Annotated in this window: 4 protein-coding genes and 1 pseudogene; 2 read left to right on the top strand and 3 right to left on the bottom strand. The window is 64.4% G+C overall.

Annotation, left to right across the window (positions count from 1 at the left end):
- Positions 1 to 633, top strand: a pseudogene (locus WAX14_RS21265) (cysteine--1-D-myo-inosityl 2-amino-2-deoxy-alpha-D-glucopyranoside ligase); the annotation flags it as partial.
- A 31-nt stretch (positions 634 to 664) separates the two neighbouring features.
- On the opposite strand, the gene WAX14_RS21270 reads toward WAX14_RS21265, so the two are convergent.
- Positions 665 to 1,003 (bottom strand): hypothetical protein, encoded by a 339-nt coding sequence (locus WAX14_RS21270; RefSeq protein ID WP_422630030.1) that lies wholly within the window; start codon positions 1,001 to 1,003, stop codon positions 665 to 667.
- Between the two features lie 126 nt (positions 1,004 to 1,129).
- On the opposite strand from WAX14_RS21270, the gene WAX14_RS21275 reads away from it, so the two are divergent.
- The gene (locus WAX14_RS21275; RefSeq protein WP_422630031.1) at positions 1,130 to 2,119 is read left to right on the top strand and encodes an IS630 family transposase; all 990 of its coding nucleotides are present in this window, start codon (positions 1,130 to 1,132) and stop codon (positions 2,117 to 2,119) included.
- A 527-nt stretch (positions 2,120 to 2,646) separates the two neighbouring features.
- On the opposite strand, the gene WAX14_RS21280 is transcribed toward WAX14_RS21275, so the two are convergent.
- Both WAX14_RS21280 and WAX14_RS21285 read right to left on the bottom strand, forming a co-directional pair.
- Positions 2,647 to 4,065: a DUF1254 domain-containing protein gene (locus tag WAX14_RS21280; protein ID WP_422630032.1), complete on the bottom strand. Its 1,419-nt coding sequence runs from the start codon at positions 4,063 to 4,065 to the stop codon at positions 2,647 to 2,649.
- Positions 4,066 to 4,082: 17 nt separating this feature from the next.
- A partial coding sequence (locus WAX14_RS21285; RefSeq protein ID WP_422630033.1) for an SDR family oxidoreductase occupies positions 4,083 to 4,410 on the bottom strand: 328 nt, incomplete at its 5' end.

A 4,410-nucleotide genomic window follows, 5' to 3' on the forward strand; every position in this document is an offset into this window, starting at 1 on the left:
CTGTTGTGGCGTGCGCAGCGCCCCGGCGAGCCGGCGTGGCCGTCGCCGTTCGGGGACGGCCGCCCCGGCTGGCACATCGAATGCGCCGCGATCGCCCTCAACCGCATCGGCACCGGCTTCGACGTGCAGGGCGGCGGCAGCGACCTGATCTTCCCGCACCACGAGTTTTCCGCCGCGCACGCCGAAGCCGTCTCCGGCGACCGCCGTTTCGCACGGCACTATGTGCACTCCGGGATGATCGGCCTCGACGGCGAGAAGATGTCCAAGTCGCGCGGCAACCTCGTGTTCGTGTCCAAGTTGCGCGGTGAGGGCGTCGACCCCGCCGCGATCCGCCTTGGCCTGTTGTCCGGGCATTACCGGGTGGACCGGGCGTGGACCGCCGATGTTCTCACCGAAGCGGAGGCCCGCCTGGACTTGTGGCGCCGGGCCGCGGCGGTGGCGTCGGCCGCCTCCGCCGACGACACGATCGCGCGGTTGCGTCAGCACCTCGCCGACGACCTCGACACCCCCAAGGCTCTCGACGCCGTCGACGGCTGGGCGCGGTTCGCGGTCGAGCGGGGCGGCGACGACGCCGGCGCGCCGGGTCTGTTCGCGGACGCCGTCGACGCACTGCTGGGCATTCCGCTGCGCTGACGCACCCCGTGCGTGGTCCTGGTAGCAGGCGCTACCGGATGCTGCCCGATGCCGTGACCTGGATACTGCCCGATGTCGTGACCTGGGTACTGCCCGACCTGGATTTGCTCCGCTCGGGAGCGATCACCGTCGACCGGATGCACTCGCTGGTCGCGGCTGCTTTGGAACCGGGCTGGTTGCCGCCGAGGCGCTGGCAGTCGTCGAAGGACTGCTCGGTTCCGGCGCGGTCCTCCATGACGGTCCTCTGCTGGACGAACTCCGTGCGTCCGTGGACCGCCGCAGCACGTACGACTGGTTCCGTACTGCACCGGCAGAGGACCACCCGCGTCACCGCCTCGACGTTCCCGGCGGTCGCGTCGAACCCGCTCACGCTGAACCTTCTCCTTGATTCCCGAAACCGACTGTCCCGCAGTACGGCCGGCCGGCCGAATGCTGCAGTTCCAACAGATTCCGCAGGTGATGCACATGACTTCCACACTCGTTCCCTACGACGATCGTGCTCGAATGCGCTGCGGGAGAATCCAACACCGACGTCGCGGCACGACTCGGGATCAGTAGGCCGACCGTCGGAAAGTGGCGGGCCCGGTTCATCGAGCACCGCCTGGACGGACTGGTCGACGACCCCCGCCCGGGCCGCCCGGCGACGGTCGCCGCCGACCAGGTCGAGGCCGTCGTCGTCACGACACTCGAATCCACACCGCAGAACGCGACACACTGGTCCCGGGCGAAGATGGCCGAACGCACCGGACTCTCGAAATCGACCATCGGACGGATCTGGAAAGCCTTCGGGCTCAAGCCCCACCGAACGGACGGATTCAAGCTGTCGAACGATCCGTTGTTCGTCGAGAAGGTGTACGACATCGTCGGCCTGTACCTGAACCCACCCGAATCCGCTGTCGTGCTCAGCGTCGACGAAAAGAGTCGGGTACAGGCACTGGCCCGTTCGCAACCGGCGTTCCCGAAGATGCCGGGCATGCCGGGCATGCCGGGCATGCCGGAAAAGCGTACCCACGACTACGTTCGGCACGGCACCACCAGTTTGTTCGCTGCGATGAATATCGAGGACGGCACCGTGATCGCCTCCACGCACCGTGGTCATCGGGCGGTGGAGTTCAAGAAGTTCCTGGCCAAGATCGACCAGAACGTCCCTGAACACCTCGACATCCACGTCGTCTGCGACAACTACGGCACGCACAAGCATCCCACGGTCACGCCGTGGCTCGGTCGGCATCCTCGGTTCCACATGCACTTCACGCCGACCTATTCGTCGTGGATCAACCAGGTCGAGCGGTTGTTCGCAGAAATTACCCGTGACCTGCTTCAACGCAGTGATCACCGCAGCGTTCAGGCCCTCGAGGCGGACCTGCGATCGTGGATCACGGCGTGGAATGCCAACTCTCGGCCGTTCGTCTGGACGAAGACGGCAGAGGAGATCCTCGAATCCATCGGGCGACTATTGCAACGAATTGGCGGTGCGGGACACTAGATGGGTGTGAGGCATGGTTCCTGAGCCTTCGTAAGTGGAGAATGGCGATCGGGGAAGAATGTGCCAACCTGCACCAGGTTCGCATCCGGCGCCATCAGCGAGTGTGTCAAGACACTCTTCGGGTAAGGGTGCGACGCGGACGAGAAGCCATCCGCGGCCGAGGTCATGTGTGTCGACCATCCATCGCGCATGGATTACCGACATAGATGGTCATCGAGATGAAGCGGTCTCTCAGGGACACGACTTCGGAGTATTGCTGAGGCGCAAGGGTGTTGGGCACAGCTTCGAACGACGGGCGATGACAGTTCCCGACGGTGGGAGTCGGTACGCACCTTCTGCTGGCACTGCACGCAATAGGTGCGGCCGCCCAAGGGGCGCCGCTGTGACCGGTTCGGCAGTGGGGCTTTCCACTCGATGCGCGTACTCGATGCGCGACACCGCTCATCGTGTAGCGCACCGAGTATCGGACCTGTGAGCAACAGTCACTGATCTGGATGGCCATTTGCTCAGCGACTACCGAGTGTTCGTCACGCAGGTGCCACAGGTGGCATGACGAAGTCACCCGCGAGAACCTCCGGACCCGGACCGTAGGACCGAGCAAAGACGATGAAGGGCTTCCCATCCGAGGGGCTCGGCAACCAGTTTGACTCCGTGCCCGCTGGAGCGTTCGCTTGGATGACAATATCGATGCTGCCGTCAGGGTTGACGGTCAATCCTTCTGTGTCGCTGCTGATCACGTAGCGATTGATCGGGTTCGGTGTCGGGAACTGACCGTTCTCACGGACCTCGTACAGGGAGATCGACCAGAACGACTTCGACGGGATCCCGCCCGGGGGCAGCTGCAGGGTGTAGTTCTTGGTGCCAATCAGGGGATTTATGTCGCGATCGGTGGAAGCCAGCCAGTAGTTGGCTTCTTCACGGGACATGCCGAGCATTCCGCCGCCGGCGGACAAGGCGTACGCGCGCATGTCGAAGTCTTTCTGCTGCGTGGTGCCGAGCAGGACCCCGGGTGGGCTGTAGTCGATCCAGCCGACAGCACGCCCCTCGTTCTCGAACCGCTTGACATAGTGCCTGGGGTCCCCGAGTTCAGAGAACGCCTCGGCCCACGCGTTCTTCGCGTCGTCGCTGATCGCGTCCCAGCTGCAGTCCGCTCCGCAGATGCCAACTTCACGGAACTTGTCGACGAGGTGATTCTCGTCGGCAGGCGGCGGGTCGAGCGCCATGGTCTGATTGACGACCGCGAGGTAGCTCTGCAGATCAGCGACAACGGGTTTGATCCGCTCGACCGGCTCCGTTCCGGGCTGAGTCGGGGTGAAGCGGAAGCCGTCTTGCACGGCGTTGGCGGCGTCCTGATCGGCAGGACCGGTGGTCTGGACACGTAGATTGACGTAGACGTCGTTGGTAGGGGATTTCACGACTGTCGCATCAGGTGGGGCCTGCCCCTGCCAGTCCGGGCCCACCACAAAGTACTTCTGCTGTCCTGTTCCGGTGGTGCGTTCACCGGCATAGAAGAAGGTGTTCGAGTAGAAGTCGATCAAGGTGAGAACGTAGAAACGATCACCGGTATCTGGGGTGTCCAGATAGACCGGGCCATGCGCGAGGTCGAGCCAGGCAGTCGAATACAGCACGTCCTGACTCGGCCCGTTGGCCCACGTGTCGTCGGGGCCCGCAAGAGCACGCGAATGAGCGAAGTCATTGAGGGTAGTGCTGGTCCTGGTGCCTGGAGTGTCAAGCGCGTTCCACCGGAAACGCGACAACTCGAACAGCGGGAAGCCGTAGTCGAAGGCCTCCTTGACTGTGGTTTGCATATCTGCCGACGCGGCGGGGGTGGGCTCTGATTCGGCGGCGGTTCCAGAGCAACTCGTAATGGCGAGCGTCGCAACGCATATACCGCCAACTGCCAGTGTTGCGCGCCGCCGTACCGACTGCGATCCTGTGTGTTTCATTCCTTGTCCTTTCGTTGTTACCAGACGGCGTCGCTGCGCAGGACCGCGTCAGCTCCGCCATCGATGAAGACGACCTGACCGGTCATATGGGAGTTCTCGGGGGACACGAGCCACGCCAGCAGCGGTGCGACCTGCTGCGGACGGGCGTGTCCGCTCAGGGGCATCGGGACGGCGCCGTCGATGGCGGCGAGGCCCTCCGGGCTGTCGAGCATCGCCTGGATCATCGGGGTGACGATCGTGCCGGGTGCGATCGCGTTGAGCGGGATGCCGGCGCCCGCCCACTCGGGAGTCACCGCGGTGCGGCGGACCCAGCGCGCGATCGCGGCCTTTGACGACGCGTAGATC

This window comes from Rhodococcus sp. (in: high G+C Gram-positive bacteria) (genome assembly GCF_049299235.1).
In the GTDB taxonomy this organism is placed as follows: domain Bacteria; phylum Actinomycetota; class Actinomycetes; order Mycobacteriales; family Mycobacteriaceae; genus Rhodococcus.